This is a genomic window from Pseudodesulfovibrio piezophilus C1TLV30 (assembly GCF_000341895.1).
Lineage (GTDB): Bacteria > Desulfobacterota > Desulfovibrionia > Desulfovibrionales > Desulfovibrionaceae > Pseudodesulfovibrio > Pseudodesulfovibrio piezophilus.
Window position 1 is genome coordinate 1,930,738 of record NC_020409.1, and the last position, 25,678, is coordinate 1,956,415.

General features: G+C 54.3%; 23 protein-coding genes. 19 read left to right on the forward strand and 4 right to left on the reverse strand.

Translation table 11 applies throughout. From position 1 onward, the window contains the following. The 4 genes from BN4_RS09240 to BN4_RS09255 form a co-directional block, all read right to left on the reverse strand. Positions 1–402 carry a 3D domain-containing protein gene (locus BN4_RS09240; RefSeq protein WP_015415121.1) on the reverse strand — a complete coding sequence of 134 codons (402 nt, stop codon included), beginning with the start codon at positions 400–402 and terminating at the stop codon, positions 1–3. A 21-nt stretch (positions 403–423) separates the two neighbouring features. Next, the gene (locus BN4_RS09245; protein WP_015415122.1) at positions 424–1,758 is read right to left on the reverse strand and encodes a histone deacetylase; all 1,335 of its coding nucleotides are present in this window, start codon (positions 1,756–1,758) and stop codon (positions 424–426) included. 3 nt (positions 1,759–1,761) lie between these two features. After that, the gene (locus BN4_RS09250; protein ID WP_015415123.1) at positions 1,762–3,462 is read right to left on the reverse strand and encodes a hydantoinase/oxoprolinase family protein; all 1,701 of its coding nucleotides are present in this window, start codon (positions 3,460–3,462) and stop codon (positions 1,762–1,764) included. A 238-nt stretch (positions 3,463–3,700) separates the two neighbouring features. After that, positions 3,701–3,940 carry a hypothetical protein gene (locus BN4_RS09255; protein ID WP_015415124.1) on the reverse strand — a complete coding sequence of 80 codons (240 nt, stop codon included), beginning with the start codon at positions 3,938–3,940 and terminating at the stop codon, positions 3,701–3,703. A gap of 113 nt (positions 3,941–4,053) precedes the next feature. Here BN4_RS09255 and waaF point away from each other — a divergent pair, with 113 nt between their 5' ends. From waaF to BN4_RS09355, 19 genes are all read left to right on the forward strand, one after another. Beyond that, positions 4,054–5,118 (forward strand): lipopolysaccharide heptosyltransferase II, encoded by a 1,065-nt coding sequence (waaF, locus tag BN4_RS09260; protein WP_015415125.1) that lies wholly within the window; start codon positions 4,054–4,056, stop codon positions 5,116–5,118. Positions 5,119–5,159: 41 nt separating this feature from the next. After that, a complete protein-coding gene (locus BN4_RS09265; RefSeq protein WP_015415126.1) occupies positions 5,160–5,582 on the forward strand; it encodes a DUF4079 family protein in 423 nt (140 codons plus the stop codon). A 58-nt stretch (positions 5,583–5,640) separates the two neighbouring features. Next, positions 5,641–5,949 carry a hypothetical protein gene (locus BN4_RS09270; protein ID WP_322785945.1) on the forward strand — a complete coding sequence of 103 codons (309 nt, stop codon included), beginning with the start codon at positions 5,641–5,643 and terminating at the stop codon, positions 5,947–5,949. Positions 5,950–6,206: 257 nt separating this feature from the next. After that, positions 6,207–8,111 (forward strand): chorismate mutase, encoded by a 1,905-nt coding sequence (locus tag BN4_RS09275; RefSeq protein ID WP_015415128.1) that lies wholly within the window; start codon positions 6,207–6,209, stop codon positions 8,109–8,111. Then, positions 8,080–8,385: a hypothetical protein gene (locus tag BN4_RS09280; RefSeq protein WP_015415129.1), complete on the forward strand. Its 306-nt coding sequence runs from the start codon at positions 8,080–8,082 to the stop codon at positions 8,383–8,385. Before BN4_RS09275 ends, BN4_RS09280 begins: the two co-directional genes overlap by 32 nt. A gap of 134 nt (positions 8,386–8,519) precedes the next feature. Beyond that, complete coding sequence (locus tag BN4_RS09285) at positions 8,520–10,442, forward strand: aconitate hydratase (RefSeq protein WP_015415130.1); 1,923 nt, start codon at positions 8,520–8,522, stop codon at positions 10,440–10,442. Positions 10,443–10,511: 69 nt separating this feature from the next. Then, positions 10,512–12,404 carry a SurA N-terminal domain-containing protein gene (locus BN4_RS09290; RefSeq protein WP_015415131.1) on the forward strand — a complete coding sequence of 631 codons (1,893 nt, stop codon included), beginning with the start codon at positions 10,512–10,514 and terminating at the stop codon, positions 12,402–12,404. A 516-nt stretch (positions 12,405–12,920) separates the two neighbouring features. Beyond that, positions 12,921–14,063, forward strand: coding sequence for an iron-containing alcohol dehydrogenase (locus tag BN4_RS09300; protein ID WP_015415133.1), 1,143 nt, complete (start codon positions 12,921–12,923; stop codon positions 14,061–14,063). Then, entirely contained in the window at positions 14,063–15,259 is a 1,197-nt protein-coding gene (locus BN4_RS09305; protein WP_157871334.1) for a two-component system sensor histidine kinase NtrB, read from the forward strand. Before BN4_RS09300 ends, BN4_RS09305 begins: the two co-directional genes overlap by 1 nt. A 1-nt stretch (position 15,260) precedes the next feature. Continuing rightward, the gene (locus BN4_RS09310; RefSeq protein WP_015415135.1) at positions 15,261–16,604 is read left to right on the forward strand and encodes a sigma-54-dependent transcriptional regulator; all 1,344 of its coding nucleotides are present in this window, start codon (positions 15,261–15,263) and stop codon (positions 16,602–16,604) included. Positions 16,605–16,912: 308 nt separating this feature from the next. Beyond that, positions 16,913–18,094: an iron-containing alcohol dehydrogenase gene (locus tag BN4_RS09315; protein ID WP_015415136.1), complete on the forward strand. Its 1,182-nt coding sequence runs from the start codon at positions 16,913–16,915 to the stop codon at positions 18,092–18,094. A gap of 188 nt (positions 18,095–18,282) precedes the next feature. Then, entirely contained in the window at positions 18,283–18,843 is a 561-nt protein-coding gene (locus BN4_RS09320; protein WP_015415137.1) for a 4Fe-4S dicluster domain-containing protein, read from the forward strand. After that, complete coding sequence (locus tag BN4_RS09325; RefSeq protein WP_015415138.1) at positions 18,840–19,736, forward strand: CoB--CoM heterodisulfide reductase iron-sulfur subunit B family protein; 897 nt, start codon at positions 18,840–18,842, stop codon at positions 19,734–19,736. The genes BN4_RS09320 and BN4_RS09325 overlap by 4 nt, the downstream gene beginning before the upstream one ends. A 30-nt stretch (positions 19,737–19,766) precedes the next feature. Further along, positions 19,767–21,746, forward strand: coding sequence for a CoB--CoM heterodisulfide reductase iron-sulfur subunit A family protein (locus BN4_RS09330; RefSeq protein WP_015415139.1), 1,980 nt, complete (start codon positions 19,767–19,769; stop codon positions 21,744–21,746). After that, positions 21,713–22,174 carry a hydrogenase iron-sulfur subunit gene (locus BN4_RS09335; protein ID WP_015415140.1) on the forward strand — a complete coding sequence of 154 codons (462 nt, stop codon included), beginning with the start codon at positions 21,713–21,715 and terminating at the stop codon, positions 22,172–22,174. The genes BN4_RS09330 and BN4_RS09335 overlap by 34 nt, the downstream gene beginning before the upstream one ends. A 24-nt stretch (positions 22,175–22,198) precedes the next feature. Then, positions 22,199–23,152, forward strand: coding sequence for a 4Fe-4S dicluster domain-containing protein (locus BN4_RS09340; protein WP_015415141.1), 954 nt, complete (start codon positions 22,199–22,201; stop codon positions 23,150–23,152). Then, positions 23,152–24,207 (forward strand): 4Fe-4S dicluster domain-containing protein, encoded by a 1,056-nt coding sequence (locus BN4_RS09345; RefSeq protein ID WP_015415142.1) that lies wholly within the window; start codon positions 23,152–23,154, stop codon positions 24,205–24,207. Before BN4_RS09340 ends, BN4_RS09345 begins: the two co-directional genes overlap by 1 nt. Before the next feature lie 3 nt (positions 24,208–24,210). Next, positions 24,211–25,065: an FAD/NAD(P)-binding protein gene (locus tag BN4_RS09350; RefSeq protein WP_015415143.1), complete on the forward strand. Its 855-nt coding sequence runs from the start codon at positions 24,211–24,213 to the stop codon at positions 25,063–25,065. A gap of 92 nt (positions 25,066–25,157) precedes the next feature. Then, positions 25,158–25,637, forward strand: coding sequence for a ferritin-like domain-containing protein (locus BN4_RS09355; protein ID WP_015415144.1), 480 nt, complete (start codon positions 25,158–25,160; stop codon positions 25,635–25,637). Positions 25,638–25,678 lie beyond the last annotated feature (41 nt).

Genomic DNA, 25,678 nt, shown 5'->3' on the forward strand with positions numbered 1-25,678 from the left:
TTATCGCCAGTAAATCGTCGTCTCCATCTCGCCGAATTCACGGGCCTCGGCTACATCCACGCCGAAATAGACATCCACCCGCTTCTCAAAGCGCCGATTCATCTTGTCCAACACGGTATAGGGACCACCCACGCCTTCGATATAGACTTCGGCTTCGTGCCCAAGCCCCAGGGGGATTAGATCTCGAGACACGGCCACAGCATCCATTCCGGGCTTGAGCCGATCACCCCATGCAGCCACAAAAGGGTTTCCCTGGGTCTGTCCTTTGGTGGAGTTATAGGCTGTAACCGTCACATCAAGCGTCTTCCAAAAAATGGGGTTCGGCACATGCAGCCCGAGAACAACAAGAGTTGAACCGGCGATCACCCAGAAAACAAGAAGAAACAAGAAAACCCGTTTCATGCATCCTGCCCTGTCATTGAATCAAAAACCGAACCGGACATACTCCTTGTCCAGGCGGTTGATCAGTTGAATATATCGGTAGTTCCCCTTCAGTTGCCCTTCTTCCACCAACTGATAGCCTTTGCTTCTGCACTCAGGGCAGGCGTCAATGGGTATTTCCACGCCGAGACAAAGCGGACCGGAATCCGCACGCGTTTCGATTTTGAGCAGCCCTCGGCACTTCGGGCAAACGGTCAGGTTTTCCTGCTGAACCTCATTGATGCCATCCGTATCGTAAAAGATCTGCCGATGTCGTACAAAAGTGTCCCCGGAGAGAATTCCCTGTGAAGTATCCTTGCCGCTTTTGAACGCTGGTGGGTCAAAGTACAACCGTGGGAGTTGGGAGCACAGCTCCTCAATGTATTCCGTCGTCCGGGAGGATTGACGTACCTGTTCAGGATTGTAATTCGGCTCCCGGATATGGGAAAAGTCCACCCCGGCCATGGCGAGGCAAATGCCCAGATTAATATATGGCAAGGCTCCCTGAATGGAGTAGCCACCCTCCAAGACAGCGATATCCGGCCTGAGCATCTCATTGAGCGCGGCATAGCCACGGGCAGAAAAGTTCATGTTGGTGATAGGGTCGGAAAAGTGGTTGTCCTGACCTGCCGAATTGATGATGATGTCCGGTTTGAAATCATCGAGAATGGGCATGACCACCCTTTCCATGGCCATGAGAAATCCTTCATCCGAAGTATTGGGGGGCAGCGGGATGTTCAGAGTCCGCCCCATGGCACCGGGACCACCCAACTCCTGGGGAAAACCGGAGCCGGGATACAGTGTGCGCCCGTCCTGATGAATGGAGATGAACAACGTCTCGGGATCATGCCAGTAGACATCCTGCGAACCATCACCGTGATGGCAGTCGGTGTCAATAATAGCCACACGCTTATGCCCGTATGTTTCCCGGATATGTTCGATCATCACGGCTTCGATGTTGACAGTACAGAAGCCACGCGACCCGTGAACGACCTTCATGGCATGATGACCGGGAGGACGAACCATGGCAAAGGCCCGTTCGCGTTCCCCCGTCATGACGAGATCAGCGGCTTTCATGGCCCCCCCCGCCGAGATGCGATGGGAGCGCGTCGTGACACTGCCACCATCAGGAAACAGGAAATGCACCCTCTCCAGGTCTTCGATAGCGGCAACATCCGGTTTGTATTCTCCTATTCCCTCGATGTCGAAAAGCCCTTCTTCCCGCAATTGGTCCTGCGTGTAGAGAAGCCGCTCCTGCCGTTCGGGATGCGTGGGGGAAATGGCCCAATCAAAAGCCGGGAAAAAAATGATTCCAAGTGAGTTCTGTGCCTTGAGCATGATCTATCTCCCAACCAGGGTTGCGACAACACCAGGCCGAACCTGACATTTGACCCGAATGTTCCTGCCGACCTGATTCATTCCTTCAATCATGTTGAAGCTGGAGGAATGGGTTACCTGGGCATCTTCCCGCTCCAGGGAAACCCCCATGGAATCGAGCTGCCTGGTCAAATGATTTACGGCGTCCTTCTTCGCATCCCCCAGGTCATAGGACGAGTGAATATTCTCACGGTGGGACAAGGAAGGAATGAACAGGACATGTCGTTGAGTATCTGCGAACAACTCCAATTCCCATGTTGTGCGAGTCAGGGCTGCACCGATGGCGTTGGCCACATCGTAGTTTTCCGGTACTTCCGTGGCAAGCTGGAAGCACTCGTGAAGCGATTCCCGGAGCGCTTGAGCCGGTCCACCCATGAGATAGACTTTTTTCGGGACCACACGCTTGTCTTCCACCAGTTCATGAATGGTGTAGACCGGCTTGGAATTGATCTCATCAGTCAGTTCCCGAGTTGCCGAGTGAATGGCTTGAGCCGCGTAATCCACGGCAGCACCGGCCACATCCTGACCGGACATGGAATACCGGGCCGCAAAAGTATCGAGAGCCTTTGCCGACGCCTCGATATCCCCAACCTGTCCAACTCCTGTCACGTTAAGCGCATCGGTCAGAGTCACCCTCGCCCCACCGAAACACACGGATGGGCCAAACCTGTTAGGGCCGACACGGACGTCTTTCCCGACCACGGAGATGGCGGAATCCCCACCAATTCCGATAGATCGGACCTTCAGAGCAGAGACAAGCGTTGGGTGGGAGCCAATGGCAATGCCCTCCCGTTCGATAAGGGGCGCGCCATCGGCAAACACGGCGATATCAGTGGTGGTTCCTCCGATATCGAGAATGACTGAATCCAGAAAGATATCTGTCAAAGCGACAATCCCCATGACCGAGGCGGCCGGACCGGAAAAGATGGACTGCACCGGCATGGTACGCGATTGCGGCAAAGGCATGGTACCGCCATCCGCCTTGAGCATGTTGACCTTGACGTGAGCCAACCCCATATCATGGAGAGCCTTTTCCACCGCCGTGGCAAAGTCATTATAGAGACGCCAAACCGAACAATTGAAATAGGCGGTAGCCACCCGTCGCGGAAAATTGAGCGCACCGCCCAATTGATGTCCCAAAGTGACGAAATCCGCGTGATCGCATTGATCGGTTTCACGACACTGACAAATGGAACGACGAATAACGTTTTCATGGCGCGGATTGCGCGTGGAAAATTTACTGACTGCGGCGAAGACACGCACCCCATTGGCGCGGCAGGCATCCACAGCATCACTGAGTTGACGGGAGGAAAGGGACTTTATTTCATTCCCCCGATGATCAATGGACCCTTCAACAACATGAAAATCCCGGCACAGCATGGAGTTATGCGGATCAATGCCGGGACCGGACGAAACAATGACTCCCACATCTTCGGTCTGCCCCTGGACAATGGCATTGGTCGACAAGGTCGTGGACAAATTAAGCTGTGTCACCGCATCCTTGTCCACTTTACCCAAAATGGTTTCCAAAGCCTCAGTCACGGACCGCAACAGATCATCATGTCGAGTCGGCACCTTGCAGGAAGCCATCACGCCTACACCCGTATCCACAGTGATGGCGACAGCATCGGTATGCGTCCCGCCAACATCAATTCCAAGTAACATTCTCTCTCTCCTTCTCAGGCGGGACAAGACAACAGCATTCTCGGTCCCTTCTCAAGCCTGCCGCTTTTTCCAAGCGTCATCGAGATTTAGCACTGGCCACGCCATGGGTGCAACCCGGAAAACGGCGAATGGTCGTATTGAAGGGGGGAACGGTTCAGCAGCACGGCCGGTCGAGGCGGCTCTGACCGCCCGTGTTCCCTCTGAATACGGGGACATGGATCGGGCGCACTGCGAATCCCTAACTCTCGGGATCCTCAAATTTTCCTGCAATGACAGCGGCATCCCCTGATTTTGCTTCCAATTGCAGCTCCTTGGACGCACCATGACAATGAAAACCGTCCGGACGCAGGGAAACATACCCGGCGGAAAGGGCTTTGGGATACGGCATCTGTTCACGCATTTCAGCATGATCGATCCGATTGGGAAAAATGACGGGCACAGGCACACCGGAAAAATCTTCAAACATGATATATTTCATCATCAGCCTCCTGACTGCTTGAATTCATTCGACTCTGCTCCAGCAGAATACGGGCATCGGCACAGGAGATCAACCGTTGCCTCAACCGCAGGGACAGGATACACCTTCTCTCGATGAGCGAATACACCAAAATCGGCGTCTGGCAGACAGCCTTTCTCGGCGATGCCGTCCTGACTCTGCCCTTGTTGCACGCCCTCAAAACCCGCTACCCAAAAGCGGAAATCCACTTTTTCGTCCGCAGTGGCGTCGAGTCTGTCTTTACGGCCCAGCCGGAGATCACCCGCGTTCGCCCCTTTGCCAAACGAGGTGCGCAAAAATCCCTTTCCTCAGCGGTTCGGTATGGCTGGGAACTCGGCAGGGAAGGCTTCGATCTCTGGATTTCAGCGCACAAGAGTTTCCGCTCCGCCTTGATAAGCGGAGCCACCGGCATCAATCGGCGTATCGGCTATGATCAACCATGGTTCAACACGCTGGCCTATACAGAAACCGTTTCGCGCCGCTTTGCAGACCTGGAGGAAATAGAACGCCTCTTCCAACTACTCAAGCCCCTTGGCATCGACGCGCCCGCTCCCAAGGCGTCACTCTCGATATCCGACGAGACACGACAGGATGCGGAACAATTCTGGAGAGCACACTGTGGCAATCGCCCGGTGCTTGGCCTGCACCCCGGCTCCACATGGCCCACCAAATGCTGGCCCGTGGAATATTTCAGCGAGATAGTCACTCGCGCAGCCCGTGCCGGAGCGCAGGTGCTCATTTTCGCAGGACCGGATGAACGGGACGTCGCAGCCCAGGTTCAGGCAGGAGCCGAGGTCGAAGGTTCTGTCAATGTTCTCAATCTGGGTGGAGAATTGACGCTCCCACAGCTGGCCGCCTACCTTGGCAAACTCAACGCCTATCTGACAAATGACTCCGGCCCGATGCACCTTGCCTGGGCCCAGGACACCCCTTTGGTCGCCCTGTTCGGCCCCACTGTCAGAGAACTGGGCTTCTTCCCGCGCGGCGACAACTCCACCGTGGCCGAGATTCCCCTTGAGTGTCGGCCATGCGGCCTGCACGGTCCCAGGCGGTGCCCGCTGAACCACCACGACTGTATGCGCCGCCTGACTCCCGACATGGTCTGGGAGATGCTTCGAAGAAAACTCTTCACCGAGCCCTTTGACCAAAGCGTTTTTTGATGTAGACTCGTTGCAAACCCTAACGGTTGCGGGAGGTCTCAATGCTCTGGTTTCATCCGGCTCTCCAGATATTCGCCACCTTGGTGGGGCTGTACGCGGCCTCCCTTGGAATGAAACGATTTCTGGCCCGACATTTTGAAATGCGCACACGCTTTCCCTGGAAACGGCATGTGACAGTGGGACAGATAGCCCTGTCCCTCTGGTTACTCGGCATGATAGGCGGCATGACCGTCGCCCGCCTCAAATGGGAAGTGAACTTCGTGACAGGCGCTCACTACAAAACAGCGTTCGCCATGCTCCCGCTTCTCATTCTGGGGGGCGCTTCAGGCCTCTATATGGACAAGAAAAAGGCTCGCAGAAAAATACTGCCCCTGGCCCACGCTGCTTGCAACCTGATATTACTTGCCCTGGCGTTATGGCAATTCAGGACAGGCTTTCAGGTCATCAAGGATTTCATCCTGTAAGCAACCTTGCGTTTTTCCCGTTGCAAAGGTATCCGTTTTCTCCACTCAGGGAGAAATTGTGTCCGACGAATTCAACATATTCACCGATGCCCCCGCCATTGAGCCTCTTTCGGAAGAAAATGCGCCATGCGTGGGGTGTGGCTGGTGTTGTCTTCGGGATCCATGCTCGGAATCTCACCGCCGTTATGGCTACACCAAACGTTGCCCTGAGCTGCTCTGGGACCCAAAAAACACCCGCTATATCTGCAAGTTGATGCTCGACCCGAAGTACGGCGAAGACGTTCGCCGATCTCAACACGCCGGACAAGGCTGTTACGCCCCACTCAATGGATGGAGACTGGACGTTCGAGACCGGGATGACGTATGATTTTTTTACAACGCGACCGGCCCCTGCTCCCGCTCTCTGCTGTCCCTTTCGACATCTCCCTTTTCCTTCCTCTTCCAAACATGCTGAAACTCTTTCGCAAAAGCCTGAAAAAACACTCTGCACAGTGCATCAAAGAATCGCCGCCCATGCCCGTGATGCCTTGAAATACGGGGGTTGCATCAATCATTCTTTCACGATAGAGAAGCCTTTCCCCTCATGGGGGGAACTACATCATTTATAAGGAAGACGGAAAGACTATGATCAAGATCCGCAAAGATGACGACAGACGAGGTCCCTCCAATGGACCGCGCAAAGACGATAGACGCGATAATTTTACCCGCAATGACAGGGATGACCGTCCTCGCCGAGACGATCGGTCAGAAAGGCCTCGTCGAGAGGACAGAACCGATCGACCACGCCGAGACGACAGAACCGATCGCCCGCGTCGTGATGACAGAACCGATCGACCGCGTCGTGATGAAAGCCGAGGCCCACGCAAGTTTGAGAAACGAGGCGGAGGCGGACGGGGCAAACGTGACTTCTTCGGCAATCTCCCTCCCCGCGACGAAGAGTCGTTCGTCGACAAATCCCAGGCGGTTTCCGAACACCGTTTCAATGATATTTCCGACATCGACAATCAGGTCCTGAATCTGCTTGAGAAGCGTGCATTCCTTATCCGCAAGGAAGGCGCATGGCGTAAATCACGCCAAAAATCCCTGGTCGACCCCAAGCTCGAAAAGCTGCTGCGCGGCTCCTTTGACAAACACGCCGGGGAACTTGGCCTTGATGCTAAACTGACCAAACAGCTTTTCACCCTGCTCAACCAGTTTTCCCTGGCTGACATTCGCAAGAAATTCGAAGGCGAAGGATACAAGCTTGCCCCGCGTGTGGAAGCGGTTTCTGCTTCCATCACCGGCCCTCGTTCCTTCCGTTTCACACGAATGCTCCTGACACTCGCAGCAAGCTCCGGCGCTGCGGTTAAACTGGCTCCAGTGACAATGAACGCCCCCAACAAGGATCTGGCCAAGGCCCTCAAGCAGGCCGGAGCACCCATCTCCTGGGATGATGATTTCATCCGCAATGAAGGAGACCGTACCCTCGGTTTTGAAGGCAACATGATCTTTGTTGGTGAAGACCACTTCAACTTCTATATGTTGCTCTGCCTCGCTCTGGGCCACGCAGGTCGTTGCAAATTCACCGGCAAGCCAGCCCTTCAGCTGCTGGATATCGCCACCATGAACAGGGTGCTGCCCAAATTGGGAGCACGCCTTGTCCCCATGAATCCGAACAACCCCGGACTTCCCGCACGCCTTGAGTGCGGTGGTCCCATGGACGAGGAAATAACCCTGCCCGGCGGCATTGATCCTGATTTCGCAGCCGCCCTGACCCTGGCGGCATGGTCCTTTCCCGGAGGCCTGACCATCCGGGGACTGAACCAGACGGCCAGGGAACGTGTTGCCGAAGCCGTGGATGTTCTGACGATCTGCGGCATCAAGGCCACCCTGGAAAAAGATTCCGTGACGGTTTCCGATGGCATTCCCGTCATTGAAGAACGCCCGCTCCTGCCCCTGTCTGTCCGGCTCAACTCCATTCTTCTGGCCCTGCCTGCCATGGCTGGCGGGTCTATCAACATCGCTGGTTCCTGGCCCAAGTCCGACAAGGGAGACCGGGTTCTGGAACAGCTCCGCGCTCTGGGACTTCGCATTGATGTCGCCACGGAAAACATCATTGCGACCATGGAAGGTGAATTACCTGAATCCGCGACCATTACCCTCGGCGAAAGCGAGGAAATGCAGCCCCTGGCTCTGGCCTTGGCCATGAAGCTGGGTAACGCCACCCTCACCGGTGAACTGAGCGAAACAGGAGCCGAACTTCTCGACCGCACAGGGGTCGCTTACGAAAAAACCGAAAGCGGCGTGGAGATCAAATCCGGCGAACGGTCGTGGGAAGGCACATGGTTCAGCCCGGAACCTATCTGGTCCATGGGATGCGCCCTGGCTGCCTACTCGGTGCCCGGCATCAAGCTGGAAAACCACGGAGAAGTGACCTCCACCTGGCCCGAGTTCTGGAACTTCTACAACTCCCTGCCCTCCGGCAAGATGAAACCCAAGCCGGTCAAGGAAACCAAAGATGACACACGCAGAAGAATCAAAATCCGGTGAAGCGCGACTGAGCGATGATATCCCCACTCTTGAAGCCGAAGCCGCACAGCTGACTCTTGAACGAGAAAGAACCGCGAAACGAGTGCGGGAATTGATGGAGGCGGAAAATCCCAAAGAGGGAATCTACCACCACAAGGAAATATTCGAATTGCAGCAGCAAAAACTTCGCTTGGACGTGGACATCAAGTTCCGCACCAACAAGATCAACCGGATCACCCTCGGCATCGAGGAAGGCGGTCCGAGTGAAGGCCTTGAAAAGGGCTTTCTCTTCTAGAGGAAATGATTACGAGCCGTAGAAGCGCGCAGGGACGATTTGTGAGAGGATCGTCCCTGCTTTATCCTGCCAGGGCACTTTGGCGGCTGTAACTGAGAGTACCCGATAACCTTTTGACATTGCAGGAGTGACAGATGGGCAAGTCCATAACCCACAAGATCATTGAAAAGCACCTCGTTTCCGGAGAGATGGTTCCGGGGCAGGAGGTGGGCCTCCGTATCGACCAGACCCTGACCCAGGACGCCACAGGCACCATGGCGTGGCTCCAGTACGAGGCCATCGGCATCGGCGAAGTGAGAACAGACCTTTCGGTCAGCTACGTCGATCACAACACCTTGCAGATGGGCTTTCGCAACCCGGACGACCACCGCTATCTGCGTACCGTGGCCGCTCAATCCGGCGCGATCTTTTCTCCTGCCGGGACCGGTATATGTCATCAGCTCCACCTTGAAAACTTCGCCAAGCCGGGTGCGACTCTCATCGGGTCCGATTCCCATACCCCCACAGCGGGTGGCATTGGGTCCATGGCCATGGGCGCAGGCGGACTCTCCGTGGCGCTCGGCATGGCCGGAGAAGCCTATTTTATCCCCATGCCCAAAGTGGTCAAGGTCCACCTGACAGGTGAACTGACAGGATGGGCCGCAGGCAAGGATGTTATCCTCGAACTGCTTCGCCGCCTTACGGTGAAAGGTGGCGTGGGTAAAGTCTTCGAATACGGAGGTCCTGGCGTTGCTGCCCTGTCCGTCCCGGATCGGGCCACCATCACCAATATGGGTGCTGAACTCGGTGCCACCACTTCGATCTTCCCCTCCGACGACAAAACCAAAGACTTCCTGACCAAGATGGGACGCCCCTGCGACTTCGTTGAACTGGTTGCCGATGAGGACGCCTCCTTTGATGAAATCATCGAAATCAACCTCTCGGAACTGGAACCCATGGTTGCCCAGCCGCATATGCCCGACCAAGTCTGCAAAGTGCGAGACCTGGCTGGCAAAAAGATCGACCAATGTGCCATTGGCTCCTGCACCAACTCCTCGTATTCCGACCTCAAAAATACCGCGCAGATCCTGTCCGGTAAAAAGACTCCGCCCGAGACAGACCTGCTGATTTCCCCCGGCTCCAAACAGGTCATGAAGATGCTGTCCCGCGAAGGGCTGATCGAACCATTACTGGATGCCGGAGCCCGCGTCCTGGAATGTACCTGTGGTCCCTGCATCGGCATGGGAGGTTCACCGACCAGCGGAGGTGTTTCCGTACGCACCTTTAATCGGAACTTCGAAGGCCGATCAGGCACCCTGGACGGCCAGGTTTACCTTGTTTCTGCCCAGACAGCCGCGCGGCTGGCACTTGACGGAGAATTTTCCGATCCTGCCACTTGGGGACCGGCTCCCGAACGCATCGAACTGCCCGATGATGTCCCATCGATCCGCGACCTGTTTGTCTTCCCGCCCGAGGACAAGGATTCCGTGGAGATTCTGCGCGGTCCCAACATTGTGGCTCTGGAAGACTTCACTGAATTACCCAAGACGGTACAGGCCAAAATCCTGCTCAAGGTCGAGGACAATATCACCACGGACCACATCCTGCCTGCCGGTGCCGAGATTACAGCCCTGCGCTCCAATATCCCGGCCATCAGCCAGTATATCTTCAACCGCGTGGATGCCGACTTTGTCGGCCGCATGAAAAATCATGGTACCGGAGTGATTCTCGGCGGCGAAAACTATGGGCAAGGTTCCAGCCGGGAACACGCCGCCCTTGGACCGCGTCATCTGGGGGTCAAGGCGGTTATCGTCAAATCCCTGGCCCGTATCCATCGTGCCAATCTGGTCAACTTCGGCATCCTGCCCTTGTTATTGGTCAATCCTGCCGACTACGACAGACTGGAGTTGGGAGCAGAACTGACCATCCCGGCCGGGGACATGACACCCGGCGGAACTCTTGAAATCACAACAGCCAGCGGCGATGCCATCCCGGTCATAAATGATTTGACCAAAAAGGAACTGGATATTATCCAGTCAGGTGGTTTGCTTAACGCTGTCCGTCAAAGTCAATCGTAATCAATGAAATCAACCGCCGCCTCCTCGCAAATCGGGTGAGGCGGCGGACAAAGAGTTTCTGGAGTAGTAATGCTTGAGATAATGCGTGAAAACGCGTCGGGCTGGGTCGTCAAGGTCATCTTTGCCATCCTCATCGTCGTCTTTGTCTTCGCCTTTGGTATGAGCGGTATGGACACAGGCAATGATCCTGTCCTTGCCACCGTCAACGACCAAATCATCACCCGAGCCGAGTTCGAGGATGCTTTCCAACGAGCCGCAGAGGGGATGCGCAAGTCCAACCCGAGCGTCACCAGCGCCCAGTTGCAGACACCACAGTTCAAACAGATGGTTCTCGGTGAACTGATCAATTCCCGACTGCTCCTTGACGAAGCGAGCCGCCTTGGTATTTCCGCTTCCAAGAAAGAAGTTTTCGCAGCCATTACCCGCCAATCCATTTTCTGGAACCAGCAGGGACAGTTCGACCGCAACATCTATCAGATGGCCCTGCGCTCCATCCGCATGACTCCTCCGCAGTTCGAGGCCAATTTCCGCAATGAATACATCTCCGACAAGGTCAAGAACATGGTCCGTCAGACCGGCGTCGTGACGCCGGAGCAGGCACGTCAGATATACGACTGGGTGGGAGAACAGATCACCATCGATTATATCCAAAAGACCCCTGCCGATTTCATGAAGCGTGTGAATGTGACCGAAGATGAAGTGGAAAAATTCTACACTGCCAATGAAGAGAAATTCATGGTGCCGGAACAGGTTCGCCTGCGTTACCTGTCTTTCACCCCATCCGACCTCGCGGCCTACCAGACCGTCTCTGATGAGGAAATCAAGGCATATTATGATGCCAATGCTGATTCCATGATCCAAAAGGAACAGGTCAAAGCCCGCCATATTCTGATTCTGTCAAAAGAAGATGATCCCGAGAATGTCCAGAAGGAAGCTCGAAACAAGATCAATCGTATCTATAAAAAAGCCAAGGCAGGATCTGACTTCGGCAAGTTGGCTCAAAAGTATTCCGAAGGCCCCAGCGCCCCTCGGGGAGGAGAACTGGGGTGGTTCGGTCGTGGTGACATGGTCCCGGAATTCGAGACCGCGGCATTCACCACCCCCAAGGGCTCTTTCTCCCAACCGATCAGGACACAGTTCGGCTGGCACATCATTCTGGTGGAAGACCACAAGAAAGCAGAAACCAAGACTCTGGAGCAGGTCAAGGACGAGATCTCCAATACTTTGGCCGAAGAAAAAGCGTCCGAAAAGGTCACTGACATGCTCGACCAATCCATGGACCGCCTTGTCTCCGGTATGAAGCTGGAGGATGTGGCGGATGAGCTGGGTATGTTGGCAGTAACGTCCCGTCCCATCCCGGAAAAATTCCTGCCCCAGGCCTTTGGTATGACCCCGGAAGCCGCCAAAGTGGTGATGTCCATCCCCGTGGGAGAAGCTCACCAGACTCCTCTGGCCATCGATGGCGGATATATGCTCGTGGAAAAAGCTGAAGACATTCCGGCCGCCCCCATGGAACTGGAACAGGTCAAGCCGGTGATCATCAACAATATCAAAAAAGACAAAGCCACGGAGCTTGCCCAAAAAGCCGCCGAGGACATTCTCGCCGAACTTGCAGCCTCTCCTGAGGCCGCCAGGAAATACAAAGGCCAGATCAAGACAACCACGCCTTTTGATCGCAAGGGCACTGTCGCGGAACTGGGTCAGAATGAAAATATGGCCACAGCCGCTTTTGCTGCCAGAGACAACGCATGGCTGGACCAGCCGTATGTCATGCCCTCCGGTATCATCGTTGCTCGCGTCGCCAAACGCATTCCCGCTCCTGAAGCAGCATGGGAGGCACAAAAGGACGCTTGGATGCAACAGGCCAGCCAGAACTACGAAAACGAAGTGCTGAACGCCTTCATGACCGGTCTGCGTGAAAAAGCCCAGATCGAGATCGCCCGTCCGGACCTGCTGAACTAGACAGGACAACCAGAACGAGCTTCATGGGGCTGACCGGGTGTCTCGGTCAGCCCTTTTTCATGCCAAGCTCCCCCTGTCACGCAAAAAGATCCCCTGACAGGCGCGAACGAACTCTTTAGAATGCACCATTTTATTACGAGAGGCCTTTTCCCCTCTCACTTCAAGACCTTGTACTTCCATCTCAAACACGGGTAAAAAAAGCTCTTCTCCCTCTGCCCGGACAAAAAAACTTTCCAAATGGGAAATTCTCGCTTCTCCCGATTTTCTTGACAAGCAGAACAGTATAAGATCACCAAACACGGAGAGCTTGGAGTTTTCCACAGGTTTAAAAACAGTTCCGACGCCTTCTTGACGTATTCAACCCGACACCGCAGCGGCTCGAAATCATTCAAACATCAATTGGGAATTGCTCTCATCGCAATGTGGCTTGAAAAAAAAGTGAAATGGGGTCAACGTATCATCCCGTTCACGATAAGCCGTTGGCTCACACGTCCTGACTCTTGAGGAGACTGTACCGTGCTCAGTACAAAATTCGCCATACCGGACATAATCTTCGGACATGGGTCCATCACTCACCTCCCCCAATGTGCGCAGCGCGTCGGCGCTCGACGGATATTCTTTGTCAGTGACAAAGGACTTGAGGAAGCGGGGTGGGTTGACCGCGTGCGGGGTATCCTCAGGGCAAATAATCTTGATTGCGTCTACTTCAACAACGTCAATTCCAACCCCCGTGACAGTCAGGTGCACGAGGGAGCCAGACTCTACCGAGAGGAAGGGTGCGACGTCATCATTGCTCTCGGGGGGGGCAGCCCCATGGACGCAGCCAAGGGTATCGGCATTATCGTCGGCAACGGAGGGCAGATACGAGATTACGAAGGGGCAAACCGTATCATGCGCCCCCTGCCTCCCATGATCCTGATTCCGAGTACTGCGGGCAGCAGCTCCGACATCTCCCAATACTGTATCATCACCGACGTCAAACGGCAGGTCAAGATGTCCATCATCAGCCGTTCGCTCGTTCCCAACATTTCCATCATCGACCCACAGATCCTCGTAACCCAGAACAGGAGCCTGATCCTGGCCGCCAGCATAGATGCACTGGCACACGCGGTGGAGTCCTATGTTTCAAAACTCGCTTCGCCATTTACCGAAATGCAGGCACTCAAGGCCATTGATCTGATCACGGCAAACATCCTTCCCGCTGCCGAAGAAAAAGACATTAAGGCGCTGGAACAACTTTCCATCGCCGCCACTGCGGCAGGCATGTCATTCAGCAATGCAGGATTGGGTTCCCTGCACGCCATAGCCCACTCTCTTGGCGGAATTTATGATGTCCTGCATGGCTGGGTTCACCCGGTCCTGCTTCCCTCGGTCATGCGTTACAATATGCCTTCCTGTGTCGAAAAAATGGGGGACATCGGTAGACAAATCGCCGGAGCCAGACTGTGTCCGGACAAACATACCGCCCAAATCGGTATCGATACACTGGAACAGCTCTTCAAGGATTTGAACCTCAATACCCAACTTCGACAACTTCTCCCGGATAAGTCGACCTTGGAAGACATCTGCAAAACCGCGACCCACGATGCCTGCCACCTGACCAACCCGAGAGCAGCCGATTGGCAGGACCTGATGTCCATATGCGAGGAGGCATGGTGATGACCCCGACCACTTTGGCCGACCTGATCGGCATTGAGCACTCAAAACTCGGCTTTTTCCAGGAATTACAGCATACGATTGAAGAGCTGAAAACCTCCAGCCAAAAGTCGGAAAACCAGCGCCGGGAAATTGCTGCCATTCTTGACGGTATCACTGATATCATGATGGTCCTGTCCGAGGACCTGCGCATCATTGCCGTCAACCATGAATTTGAACAACTCTTCGGGAAGGGCAAACAACACAAAGGCAAATACTGCTACACACTCTTTCGCGATACCAACGCTCCCTGCCCGGAATGTCCGGCCTTTCGCTCTCTTTCCACCAACAAGGTGTGCAAGGAAACAGCCATATTCCGCATAGGCAACCGGAACCGCCAGTTTGAAATGATCGCTTCCCCAGTCAAGATACCTGACCAGTCCGGCAACCGTGTCCTGATTTTCAAACGGGATGTGACACTCGAAAAAGAATACCAGGCTAAATATTATCAGGCGCAAAAGATGGCAACCGTCGGAACCCTGGCGACGGGCGTCGCCCATGAGGTGAATAATCCGCTCATGGCCATTTCCGGTTTTGCCGAAGGTATTCAGCGACGGCTCTCGAAACTTGACGGACAGATTCCCGACGAGGTCATTGACGACTTCGCCGACTGCACAGGCATCATTCTCAAGGAATGCAATCGATGCCAGGAAATTGTCCGCAGCCTGCTCAACTTCGGACACCCCAGGTCATCGGTCTTTACCGTAGTGTTTCTCAATTCAATTATTCGCGAGACGATCGATCTTCTCGGATTTCACCTGAAAAAATCAACCAATCTGACGCTCAACGTCACTCTCCAGCCTGAGTTGGCGTTGATCAAAGCCGATGAACCGCAACTCAAACAGGTCATTCTCAACCTGCTGACCAACGCGAGCGACGCCCTGGACGGCGAGGTCGGAACGATTACCGTCAATACTTTCCACAAGAACGACGACATGATCGCCATTGAAGTGAAAGATACCGGCTGTGGCATTTCTGCAGACATCAAAGACAAACTTTTCGACCCCTTTTTCACCACAAAACCCGTGGGAAAGGGAATCGGCATCGGGTTGTCCACCTGCTACAATATCGTCAAGGAACATAAAGGGGAGATCGAAGTCACCAGTGAAGTCGGCAAAGGGTCGAGTTTCATTGTTTCCCTCCCGATTCAACAGGATTAGCATGCAGACAAGTTACAGAGTGCTCGCGGTCGACGATGAGGAAAGCATCCTCAAACTGCTCGAACGGGAACTGAATTCCGACGAACGAATCGTCCATACGGCCAAAAGCGCACAACAGGCCAGAAAAATGGTCGCTAAAAACGAGTATGATGTCCTCATTCTCGATATCAAGCTCCCGGATGGAGACGGCCTGGACCTCTTTACCGAATTCAAGGCAAAATTGCAGGATATCGAAATCATCCTCATCACCGGGCATGGCGATATTGACAGTGCGGTCGAAGCCATGCGGATCGGAGCCTATGACTATATTACCAAACCCTTCAAGCTGGACCGGTTGGAATTGGTCCTCGATCGTGCTTTCCAGCGAGTCTGGCTGCAACGTGAAAACAAGGGATTACGCCATACTCACGAAGCTTCTGACGATGATTCCCTGATCGGCAAGTCCGATCCTATTAAGCATATCCGATTTCTCATCGGCAAACTCCGTCCTTCGGAGATCCCCCTACTCATTACGGGCGAAAGCGGCGCGGGCAAGGATGTGGTGGCTCGCACGGTCCACAGTCAGAGCAAACGTGCTTCCCATCCCCTGATTATCAAGAACTGCGCCATGCTCCAGCGCGAACTGGTCCGCTCCGAGTTATTCGGACACAGAAAAGGTGCATTCACCGGTGCTTCCGAAGCTCGAGAGGGGCTGATCTCCCTGGCCCACAAAGGCACTCTGTTTCTCGATGAGATAGGCGACCTGCCTGAGGATGTGCAAGCCTCCCTGCTCAGGGTCATTGAAACCAAGACATATCGCCGTATGGGTGAAAATGAAGAACGCAGGGCTGATGTCCGATTCCTGTTCGCAACCAATCGAAATCTGGCAAAGGCAGTGGAAAACGGCCAATTTAACGAAGCGCTTTTCCATCGAATCAACGTCTTCAATATCCACATCCCTCGCCTGAAAAAACGCAAGGAAGACATTCCGCTGCTGGTGGCCTATTTCCTCGGCCGACTCAGCGGCGGCGGCGATCAATGCGTGGTAGCGGACAAAGCCATGCAGCTTCTGCTCAGCTATGACTGGCCGGGTAATGTGCGCGAACTGAGAAACGTGCTTGAGCGGGCATTGATTCTGACGGACAATAACGTCATTACCGATCAGGCTCTGCCCAAGGAAATTCTCAATTGCAGCGCCACATGCGAAGACTCTCCGCCGCCCATGTCGCTGGAGACTGTTGAGAAGGAACACATCCTGCGCATCCTGTCCTACTATGACAACAACAAACAAAAAGCATCGGAAGTTCTTGGAATAGGAAGAAAAACTCTTTACAGAAAAATTCTCAAATACGGTATAGAAAGCTAAAAAAGAACCTGGAAGTCACTTTGACCCATCAGCCTCAAGCTGTGTGTCATTACGACACTTACCATAAAATAATCTACAAATTCGTATCATTACTCGTATTGTTTATAGTTATGACAAAGCCACCCCCCCACCGAGTATGGGACAAAATGCCCCACACACGGAAAGCACAGTGTTCAAATAAAGTTGAACACCCTGAAAACAATGATGAAAATCCATTGGCACGCTATCTGCTGACAGAGGTCTCAGCCTCAGTTGGTAACCAGTACGGATATTCCGTCATTCGTTAACTTCAATTCAGGAGATGTATCATGGCTGTACAGGAACAAGTTTATGGATTTTTCATTCCCAGTGTCACTCTCGTCGGCATCGGTGCTTCCAAGGAAATTCCCGGCAAGATTCGCGACCTGGGCGGTAAGAAACCCCTTATCGTAACTGATCAGGGTATTGTCAAAACGGGTATTCTGAAACAGATCACCGATCTGCTCGACGATGCCAAGATGTCCTATGAAGTCTATGACAAGACCATCCCGAACCCGACTGACGCCAATGTCCACGAAGGTGTCGATGTCTACAAAAAAGCCAAGTGCGACAGCCTGATCACCTTGGGTGGCGGTTCATCCCATGATTGTGGTAAAGGCATCGGCCTGGTTGTTTCCAACGGCGGCAAGATTCATGATTACGAGGGCGTTGACCAGTCCACAAAGCCCCTGCCGCCTTACGTTGCAGTGAACACCACTGCCGGAACAGCTTCCGAAATGACTCGTTTTTGCATCATCACCGACTTGTCCAGAAAGGTGAAGATGGCTATCGTTGATTGGCGTGTCACCCCAGGTATCGCTCTTGATGATCCGATGTTGATGGTCGGCATGCCGCCGTCCCTGACTGCCGCCACCGGCATGGATGCGCTGACTCACGCTGTGGAAGCATACGTCTCCACCATTGCCAACCCCATGACCGACGCATGTGCAGAAAAGGCCATCGAACTCATCTTCACGCACCTGCGCCCGGCAGTTGCCAACGGTCAGGATATCAATGCTCGCGAAGGCATGTGTTTCGCTCAGTATCTCGCAGGTATGGCGTTCAATAACGCCTCCCTGGGCCACGTCCACGCCATGGCTCACCAGCTTGGCGGTTTCTACGACCTGCCCCATGGCGAATGCAATGCGATCCTCCTGCCCCATGTTGAAAAATTCAACCTTATTGCCAAAGTCGATCGTTTCGCCAAGCTGGCCGAAATCATGGGTGAAAACCTCGACGGTTTGTCCCCCATCGAAGCAGCCGAAAAATGCCTTGTGGCCATCCGTAGACTTTCCTCCGATGTCGGCATACCTTCCGGTTTGGTCGAACTCGGCAAACGCTACGGCAAGGAAGTCAGCCCCAAGGACATCAAGGTCATGACCGGCAACGCACAAAAAGACGCCTGCGGTCTGACCAACCCGCGTTGTCCCACCGATATGGATGTCGACGAGATCTACAAAGCAGCCATGTAAACCGGCCAGCAGAACACCCCGGGAAAGCCGTCCCTTTCCCGGGGACTCATGCCCGCCACAATGTCGTCAACGATCCCGGCTGATCGCCACCCGATTTCATCGCATGTTCGGAACGATTCGGGAACGACAACATATAGAGAAACCAACACCGAAGCCCAGGCTTCGGCTAAACCATGCGAGATCGATACATGAACACGATACACATGAACGATGCCGGTGACGACGCGTTCATTCGCCAAGTGGAGAAAGAGAGCGGGCAGAACCTGAGCCTATGCTATCAATGCGGAAACTGTACCGCGGGATGTCCGTACAACTCATTTTACGACATCCCGGTCAGTCAGGTCATGCGCAACCTCCAGGCGAAACAACGCGAAACGGTCCTTTCCTGCCGGTCCATCTGGTTGTGCGCCTCCTGCGAATCGTGCACCACCCGTTGTCCCAATGAAATCGACGTCGCGCGCATCATGGATGTTTTGCGGCACATGGCCCGGCGAGAGGGATACGCTCCTGAGCCTCAGGTCAAGACTTTTTGGGACGCCTTCCTGCAATCCGTTGAACGCCATGGCCGGGTTTTCGAAGTCGGCTTGATGGTAGCCTATGCGACCAAGACGGGTAAACTCTTCACTGATATCGACCTTGGCCTCAAGCTCATGCCTCGGGGCAAGCTCGGTTTCAAAGCCCATGACATCGTGGGCAAGGATGAAGTCAAAAAGATTTTCCAACGATTCAACGAGGAGCGTCGTTCGTGAGTTCCCCTCTTACCTTTGCATATTATCCGGGGTGTTCCGGTCAGGGCACCTCGATCGAATACGATCAGTCCACCCGCGCCGTGTGCCACGATCTGGGTATCGAGCTCGTGGATATCCCGGACTGGAGTTGCTGTGGTTCCACCCCGGCTCACACCGTGGACCACCATTTGTCCGCCGCCCTGTCGGCCCGAAACATCATCCAGGCCGAGACCCTGGATGTTCAGGGTATTATCACGCCGTGCCCCAGTTGCCTGACCAACCTCAAAACGGCCAGCCACCGCATGCGTGATCCCGAGTTCAAGAAAGAAGTCGATACATTGGCAGGCGGTTCCTGTCGAAACGATCTTCCTGTGATGTCCGTCATGCAGGTTCTCTTTGAGAAACTCGGCGTGGACAGCATTAAGGGCATGGTCAAAAAACCGCTGGAAGGATTGACCCTGGCCCCTTATTACGGATGCATCATGAATCGCCCGCCCGAGGTCATGGATTTTGACGACTGCGAGAATCCCATCGCCATGGACCGGATCATGGAAGCCATCGGTGCGACAGTTGCGCCCTTCCCACTCAAGGTGGAGTGTTGTGGCGCGTCATTCGGTGTGGCCAGAAATGACATCGTCACCCGACTTTCCGGCAAACTTCTTGATGCAGCAGAAGACTGTGGAGCCATTGCCATGGTCACGGCCTGTCCTCTGTGCCAGATGAATCTGGACATGCGTCAGGACCAGATCAACAGGGCCAACAACAGCAAACACGACATGCCCATCTTCTACTACACACAGCTCATCGGCATGGCGCTCGGCCACAGCGACGCCAGCCTAATGATGGACAAACTGTGTGTGGACCCTGGAAAGGCATTTCGCACAATGCGTGAAACCCAACAGGCCCAAGCCTAGCCAGGCAGGATCCAAGGAGCGTCATTCAATATGAAAATCGGAGTTTTCGTCTGCCACTGCGGCAGCAACATAGCCGGAACCGTCGATGTCGCCGAAGTGGCCAAACAGGCCCGCAAAATGCCCAATGTGGCCTTTGCCAGCGACACTTTGTACGCGTGCTCGGAACCGGGCCAGGACGGCATCATCGACGCCATCAAGGAACATGGACTTGACGGCGTCGTGGTTGCATCCTGCACCCCGCGCATGCATGAACCGACCTTCCGCCGGACTGTGGAACGCGCCGGTCTCAACAAATACATGTTCGAGATGGCCAATATCCGCGAGCATGTCTCGTGGATCGGCAAAGATACGGAAGCCAATACAGCCAAGGCCATTGATCTGGTCTCCATGGCTGCGGCCAAGCTCGCCCATGACAAAGGGCTGACACCTAAGAAATTCGACATTAACAAACGCGTGCTCGTCATCGGCGGCGGCGTGGCCGGAATTCAGGCAGCCCTGGACTGCGCGGACGGTGGACTTGATGTCGTTCTCGTGGAAAAGACTTCATCCATCGGCGGCAAGATGTCGAAGCTGGATAAGACTTTCCCCACAGTGGACTGCTCAAGCTGTATCCTCGGCCCCAAGATGGTCGATGTGGCCCAGCACCCGAACATCACCCTTTATGCCAGTTCCGAAATCGCGGACATCAAAGGGTATGTGGGCAATTTCAATATCACCGTCAAGAAGAAAGCCACCTATGTGGACTGGGATGCCTGCACAGGCTGCGGTCTGTGTATGGAGAAATGTCCGAGCAAGAAAAGCAAGGACTATTTCAACGAGGAAATCGGCACCACCACGGCGATCAACATCCCGTTTCCCCAGGCCATTCCTAAAAAAGCGGTTATTGACGCTGATTTCTGCAAAAAATTGCAAAGTGGCAAATGCGGCGTCTGTGAAAAAGTCTGCCCCACCAAAGCTATCAGATTCGAACAGCAAGACGAGGCTGTGGAAGAAGCCGTTGGAGCGATTATCGTAGCCACAGGCTATGACCTCTTTGATTTCACTCGTTACGGAGAATACGGGGGCGGTCGATACCCGGACGTCATCACCTCAATGCAATACGAACGACTGCTCTCGGCCTCCGGCCCCACCGGCGGACACGTCAAACGTCCGTCCGATGGCAAGGAGCCGGAGACCGTGGTCTTCATCCAATGCGTCGGTTCAAGAGACAAATCCATTGGCAGGCCATACTGCTCAGGCTTCTGTTGCATGTACACGGCTAAGCAGGCTATTCTGACCAAGGATCACATGCCGGATTCACAATCCTATGTCTTCTATATGGATATCCGCGCACCAGGAAAGCTGTACGACGAATTCACCCGTCGAGCCATGGAAGAATACGACACCAAGTACATTCGTGGCCGCGTCGCCATGATTTATCCCAAAGGTGACAAATATGTTGTCCGTGGAGCGGATACACTGCTTGGCAGCCAGGTTGAGATCGAAGCAGACCTCGTTGTCCTCGCGGTCGGAGCCGAAGCAGCCCACGGAGCGCCACAACTCGCGGAAAAGCTGCGTATTTCCTATGACAGCTACGGTTTTTACATGGAAAGCCATATCAAACTCAGGCCGGTGGAAACCAACACCGCCGGAGTCTATCTCGCCGGGTCCTGCCAGGGTCCCAAGGACATCCCGTCTTCGGTCAGCCAAGGCAGTGCTGCCGCAGCCAAGGTTCTCGCGATGTTTTCCCAGGATCAACTTGAAAGCGACCCGCAGATATCCTCTGTGGACATCAAACGATGCATCGGTTGCGGCAAATGCATAGCGACCTGTCCCTTCGGTGCAATCGAAGAAATGGACTTCCGCGGCATGCCCAAGGCCAATGTCATTGAGACTATCTGTCAGGGATGCGGCATCTGCACATCCACCTGCCCGCAGGGGGCCATTCAATTGCAACACTTCACCGACAACCAGATTCTCGCGGAGGTCAATGTCTTATGTCAGCAGTCGCCAGTCCGGAACTACGAATAGTCGGCTTTCTCTGTAACTGGTGTTCCTACGGCGGCGCGGACACTGCCGGCGTCGGACGATTCCAGCAACCCACGGACCTTCGTATCATTCGCGTCCCCTGTTCCGGACGCATTGATCCGCTGTTCGTGCTCAAGAGCCTGGTCAACGGCGCGGATGGAGTCCTGGTCTCCGGATGCCATCCCCGTGATTGTCACTATTCAGAAGGCAATTACTACGCCCGCAGACGCCTGGAAGTGCTCAAGCAATTCCTGCCGATCCTCGGTATTGACGAGCGCCGGTTCGAATACACATGGGTTTCCGCCTCCGAAGGGCAGAAATGGAAAACTGTGGTCCAGACGTTCACCGAACGCATCCACGAGCTGGGGCCTGCGCCCAAGCTGGACCCTGAGCTTCTGGCTCGGGCCGATGCCATGGCCGCTGCCGTTTAAACGACCTCACCAACGGAGAATACAATGTCGAATCTGGAGCAACTGAAAACCAAAATAAAAGAGAAACTCCCGGACCTGGACATGGTCATCGGCTGGGAGCAGGGGTTTGACCCCCTGCGCACCAACCCCCTGTTCATGCGTACCGAGGAGGATGTCGATAAGATGATGTGGGGTCCCCTGTGCGTTCACAACCTTGCCACCTACCTGCCAGGACTCAAAGGCAAAAAGGTTGGTATTGTGGTCAAAGGATGCGACAGCCGCTCCATCATCGAACTTTTGCAGGAAAAACTGATCAATCGTGATGATGTCACCATCTTCACCATTCCGTGTGAAGGGGTTATCTCCATCCGCAAGATACAGCGAATAGTCGGTACACTCGACTATGTGGAAGCCGTGGAAACAGGCGAAGAAGCCCTGCGAATTACAGTGGATGGGCAGGCGCACAAACTCTGGCTCAAGGATATATCCGCCTCGAAATGTGAACGGTGTCAACACCACAACGCTCTGGTCAGTGACGTTTTCATCGGCGATCCCATCGAGGAATCCGCTGAGGACGACTATTCGGACGTGACAGAATTCGAAGCCCAGTCCAACGAGGAAAAGCTCGCATTCTGGTTCAAGGAAATGGATCGTTGCGTACGGTGTTACGCCTGTCGCAACGCCTGTCCCATGTGCGTATGCCGGGATCATTGTGTGGCCCAAAGCCGTGATCCCCACTGGATTACCCAGGAAGATACCGTTCAGAACAAATGGTTCTTCCAGATGATCCACGCCATGCACCTTGCCGGTCGGTGTACCGAATGTGGAGAATGCGAGCGAGCATGTCCGGTGGGCATCCCCCTGCTGCTGCTCAAACGCAAACTGAACAAGGAAATCAATACCCTGTTCGACTACAAGGCCGGAACCATCATTGAAGCGACCCCGCCCTTACAGGCCTTCAAGGTGGAAGAAGACAACATCAATGAGAGGGGATGGTAATGGCAGCCAAATTCTTACCACAAGATCAACTTGTTCCCTGGCTGGCGGAGCTGTCCGAAACCTATCGGACCCTTGTTCCCAGGCAGGAAGGCGATGCGGTCGTCTACCGTCCATTCAGCGAAGAACAGGCCCCGGAACTGCGCTTGCGCCCGACAGTCTCGGCCAAGAGTGCGGTCTTTCCTCAATGTGAAGCCTTGATGACCTTCAAATACGAGAAGGACGAACAGGATCTGGGCAGAGTTCGCCTGAATATCGAAGAAAAGAAACATGCTGCTCCGACTCTTGTCGTGGGCGGCAGAGGATGTGATGCAGCCGGTTTCAACACTTTTGATCGGGTGTATATCACTGACAAAGTCACGGACCAGAACTATCTGAACCGCCGAGAGCAGACTTTGTTCATCAGCCTTGTGTGCGACAGGCCCGCCACCACATGCTTTTGCAATTGGGTGGGCGGCGGGCCTGCCGATACGAAAGGTTCTGACGTCCAGATGACCGCTCTGCCGGACGGTTGGCTTTTGGAATCGGTGACCGAAAAAGGCGAAACCCTGCTGAACAGCTCCCTGCTGACAAACGGAGAAAGCCGGATTGAAGAAGCCCGAGGCATCAAATCCATGGCCGAAGACCGCATGGAAGAGGCCCCGGATATCTCAACCGCACCGGAACACCTGCTCGCACTGTTCGACAATGCCGAATTCTGGGAAGAGGTTTCCGATCGCTGCATCAGTTGCGGCACCTGTACGTATCTCTGTCCCACGTGCTACTGTTTTAACATCACAGATGAAAAATTCGGTATGGAAGGAGTCCGACTTCGGACCTGGGACAACTGCATGTCCAATCTCTTCACCATGGAGGCCAGCGGACACAACCCACGGCCCACTAAAGCGCATCGCTTGAAAAACCGCGTCGGGCACAAGTTCAGCTACTATCCGTCCATCCATGGCGGAAACATGGCCTGCTCAGGCTGTGGCCGTTGCATCAAGAGCTGCCCCGTGTCGGTCGATATTCGCGCCATCGTCAAAAAAGCCATTGCCGCACCGACGGCAGCGGAGGAATAAATCGTGTTGCAAGAGTCCAACAACAAAGAAACGGCCAATCCCTATCTTCCGGCCGTGGGCACGATCATCGAGACCATTCAGGAAACGCCGAATATCATGACGTTCCGGGTCGTGCTCAACAGCGAAGAAGAGATGAAAAACTTCACCTTCCATCCCGGCCAGGTTGGCCAGCTCTCGGTGTTCGGCACCGGAGAGTCCACCTTTGTCATCAATTCACCGCCCACACGCATGGATTATCTCCAGTTCAGCGTCATGGTTTCGGGCGAAGTGACGGCAAAACTGCATACCTTATCCGCTGGTGATCAGATCGGCGTTCGCGCCCCCTTGGGCAACTGGTTTCCCTATGAAGATCTCAAGGGCAAGGATATCGTGTTTGTCGGTGGAGGCATCGGCATGGCTCCCCTGCGCACCCTGCTGCTGTACATGCTCGACAACAGGGCCGACTACGGGAAAATATCGCTTCTGTATGGAGCACGATCCCCGGTAGACATGGCTTTCAAGTATGAATTGCCGGACTGGCTGGAACGTGACGACCTCGACACAACTCTGACCATTGACGCAGAGTACGAGGGATGGGAACACTCTGTGGGATTGATCCCCAATGTTCTCCTCGACATGGCCCCGTCCAACGAAAACTGCGTGGCCATCACCTGCGGTCCGCCGATCATGATCAAGTTTACCCTGCAAGCCCTGCAAAAACTCGGCTTTAAGGATGACCAGATCCTGACCACGCTCGAAAAACGCATGAAATGCGGCGTTGGCATCTGTGGTCGCTGTAATATAGGGTCTAAATACGTCTGCATGGACGGACCTGTTTTCAGCTACGCACAGCTCAAGGAATTGCCCAACGAGCTTTAGAAAACTGTGTGCTTCAGGGACGAAGCCGGGCCGGAACAGCTCGCTTCGTCCCTGTCGCCATTACATGGATTCAAACCATATCAGGAGATGTCATGGCATATTTTTTTCACGCCAACGAAATCGCCAAATCAGCAGTGGAAATAGAGAGAAAAGGGCGCGCTTTCTATATGCGACTGGTCAGTTCGGCCCAGAACGAAAAAACGGCTGAGCTTTTCAAATACCTGGCAGATGAAGAGGCTAAGCACGAACAGATTTTCCAGGGCCTGATGGATCGTCTTGGCACCATAGAGCTGCCAGCCTGGGCATCGCAGGAAGAGTATTCCGTCTATCTGGAATCCCTCATAGAAGGCCACGCCCTGTTCTCCGACGAACGCATGGAAAAAGGCATGGCCGCTCTCCAGGATGAGAAGGATGCCATCAGAATGGCCATGGGATTCGAGAAGGATACCCTGCTCTTTTTCTCTGAGATGGAGAATCTCGTCCCCGAATCCGAGAGAGACGCCGTACGAGCCTGCAAGGATGAGGAACGGCAGCACCTGGGCCGTCTTCAAAAAATGCTCAACGACCTGTAGGAGTGAAAAGAGCGATACCGAACTTGAATCCGGCATCGCTC

Bases quoted from the DNA above. Each gene is read 5' to 3' on its own strand.
- BN4_RS09240 (WP_015415121.1), bottom strand. From the start codon at position 402: ATGAAACGGGTTTTCTTGTTTCTTCTTGTTTTCTGGGTGATCGCCGGT.
- BN4_RS09250 (WP_015415123.1), bottom strand. From the start codon at position 3,462: ATGTTACTTGGAATTGATGTTGGCGGGACGCATACCGATGCTGTCGCC.
- BN4_RS09315 (WP_015415136.1), top strand. From the start codon at position 16,913: ATGGCTGTACAGGAACAAGTTTATGGATTTTTCATTCCCAGTGTCACT.
- BN4_RS09265 (WP_015415126.1), top strand. From the start codon at position 5,160: ATGCTCTGGTTTCATCCGGCTCTCCAGATATTCGCCACCTTGGTGGGG.
- BN4_RS09280 (WP_015415129.1), top strand. From the start codon at position 8,080: ATGACACACGCAGAAGAATCAAAATCCGGTGAAGCGCGACTGAGCGAT.
- BN4_RS09255 (WP_015415124.1), bottom strand. From the start codon at position 3,940: ATGAAATATATCATGTTTGAAGATTTTTCCGGTGTGCCTGTGCCCGTC.
- BN4_RS09320 (WP_015415137.1), top strand. From the start codon at position 18,283: ATGAACACGATACACATGAACGATGCCGGTGACGACGCGTTCATTCGC.
- BN4_RS09290 (WP_015415131.1), top strand. From the start codon at position 10,512: ATGCTTGAGATAATGCGTGAAAACGCGTCGGGCTGGGTCGTCAAGGTC.
- BN4_RS09355 (WP_015415144.1), top strand. From the start codon at position 25,158: ATGGCATATTTTTTTCACGCCAACGAAATCGCCAAATCAGCAGTGGAA.
- BN4_RS09340 (WP_015415141.1), top strand. From the start codon at position 22,199: ATGTCGAATCTGGAGCAACTGAAAACCAAAATAAAAGAGAAACTCCCG.
- waaF (WP_015415125.1), top strand. From the start codon at position 4,054: ATGAGCGAATACACCAAAATCGGCGTCTGGCAGACAGCCTTTCTCGGC.
- BN4_RS09310 (WP_015415135.1), top strand. From the start codon at position 15,261: ATGCAGACAAGTTACAGAGTGCTCGCGGTCGACGATGAGGAAAGCATC.
- BN4_RS09335 (WP_015415140.1), top strand. From the start codon at position 21,713: ATGTCAGCAGTCGCCAGTCCGGAACTACGAATAGTCGGCTTTCTCTGT.
- BN4_RS09345 (WP_015415142.1), top strand. From the start codon at position 23,152: ATGGCAGCCAAATTCTTACCACAAGATCAACTTGTTCCCTGGCTGGCG.
- BN4_RS09275 (WP_015415128.1), top strand. From the start codon at position 6,207: ATGATCAAGATCCGCAAAGATGACGACAGACGAGGTCCCTCCAATGGA.
- BN4_RS09285 (WP_015415130.1), top strand. From the start codon at position 8,520: ATGGGCAAGTCCATAACCCACAAGATCATTGAAAAGCACCTCGTTTCC.
- BN4_RS09245 (WP_015415122.1), bottom strand. From the start codon at position 1,758: ATGCTCAAGGCACAGAACTCACTTGGAATCATTTTTTTCCCGGCTTTT.
- BN4_RS09330 (WP_015415139.1), top strand. From the start codon at position 19,767: ATGAAAATCGGAGTTTTCGTCTGCCACTGCGGCAGCAACATAGCCGGA.
- BN4_RS09305 (WP_157871334.1), top strand. From the start codon at position 14,063: ATGACCCCGACCACTTTGGCCGACCTGATCGGCATTGAGCACTCAAAA.